The organism is Burkholderia sp. TSV86 (assembly GCF_001522865.1).
Taxonomy (GTDB): Bacteria; Pseudomonadota; Gammaproteobacteria; order Burkholderiales; family Burkholderiaceae; genus Burkholderia.
This window is the reverse complement of the sequence record NZ_LOWB01000100.1, coordinates 1-1,777: the sequence shown is the minus strand read 5'-3', so window position 1 is coordinate 1,777 and position 1,777 is coordinate 1. Positions and strand designations below refer to the sequence as shown.

The window sequence follows — 1,777 nt, the reverse complement described above, 5'->3', positions numbered from 1 at the left end:
GTGCAGGTGTCCACGCGGACACCTAGCTTCTGACCTCCTGACCCTCATGGGAAGGGCGTCATTTATTGACCGCTTACAAAGGACTACAAGCCCGCCACGGTGCTGCGTCGCCTAGCCGTTCTCTCGCATGTATTCAACGTCGCCCGCAAGGAGTGGGGTACCCTAGTCTCTTTTCGTTCGTACACACGTATGCGTCGGTCGCCAGCGCGCAGGGCGAACAGCGGATGCTCCATGCTTGCCAGGTCGTCCTTCGGCGAAGCATCGAGAATGTCTGCGACGAAGAAGTCGCATTGTCGGTGCCTGAGTGGTGCAAGGCGCGAATACGTCGATGCAGACGTATCGCAAGCCTCGCCCAGCGACGCCAGTGGCGTCGCTTCGACGATGAAAGCTTGCATCGCTCACACCTCGGCCGCAGCTTCGGTGTGATGGGTGCTGGCGTGCTTGCGATGCTGGCTCCGCTGCCGTGCAACCTGCTCGGCTTTGGTAGGGCGGCCTCGGCGTGGTCGTAGGTCATCGGAACAGGCAACGGTCGCCGGGCGAGGCATGCCCTCAACATGAGCAGCTAACCAGCCTTCTACGTCTTCAAGGCGCCAAAGCAGCCGCTTGGTGTTCGGCAGGCGGCAAATCGGTGGAAGGGACTGTGGATTGCGGGTCGCATCGCTGCGGATGCTTGCGATGGATTTATGCAGATACTGAGAAAGTTGTTCTACTGTCAGGAGCGATTTCACGGGCGAACGCCTCCGATCCCGACTGGTCGATGACCAGCCAAGTCGGATGAGGTCCGCGGAACCGAGTCTTGGCCTAGACGACCTTGCGTTGCTCAACTGAGCAGCAGAGGGCCGACATCGCATCGGTCTCAAAACTTCGGCGGGGTTGTCCCCCTCGTTCGCTTGCCCGCTCTCCTGGTGCGTATCGACCTTTGTTCAAACCGTCCTCATCCGGACCGGCGGGATACGCTCCTGGCGATTGCCCAACAGGGCATCCTTTCTTGCTCTCCCGCCAACTCCGCTTATGGTGGGTGCTGCTGAATAGTCCGTGGCTCCACGCTTCTTAGATGTGAGCGGCGCTACCCGCATCCATCCTTTGCTTTTGTCTCGTAGCCGTTCTGTACGTCTTCAGCGCGCGGCAAACCCAAATTTCTTGGGCGATATGAGTCTACCAGCAGTGTGCGGCAGTGTCATGCAGATGGGAGAGGACGTGGCGACGGGATGTTGGCACAAATTTGGCACACATGGTGTGCCAAAACCTGCTTCCAAATGCAAAACAACGCACTACATCGCAAGACGTAGTTGAGACAGGAAGGATATTTTTTCGACGGCTGGAACCATGTCTCTGCACTGACGCCCCGTCAGTTGGCCCTCCGAATCCGCCCTCGATAACTCAGTCGGAACCATATATTTGCACTTTGTCAAAGTGCGAACGAATTCATTGCCTTTTGTTCAGCCAAGGGCGAATCGGCAATGCGTTCACCGATCTCCCGGCATGCGTCGGAGGAGCTAGGCTTAGAAATAGATCTGTCCTGCGCCTCGTTAAGCATCGGATCCGATATCGGCGCACGACCGAAGCCAAGTCGACAACGAGGTGTATATGTCCATCACCAGGAAGGACGGCATCAAGGACTCGCCACCATTGAGTTCACATCCTCAAAGCATCCCGCCCGCCGTCATTGAAATGCTGACCGCACAGGTTCAGAAGATGGTCTGAATCGCCCCGGGTTCATCGGAGACCGATTTGTTTGAGTCAGGCCGCCTTGGCGACGTCCTCAAACTGCCGATAG

At 57.6% G+C, this 1,777-nt stretch carries 1 protein-coding gene; it reads right to left on the bottom strand.

Translation table 11 applies throughout. The features are described 5' to 3' along the window. Positions 1–398: 398 nt before the first annotated feature. Positions 399–728, bottom strand: a complete 330-nt coding sequence (locus WS68_RS26430; protein WP_081062810.1) for a hypothetical protein — start codon at positions 726–728, stop codon at positions 399–401. Positions 729–1,777: the final 1,049 nt, after the last annotated feature.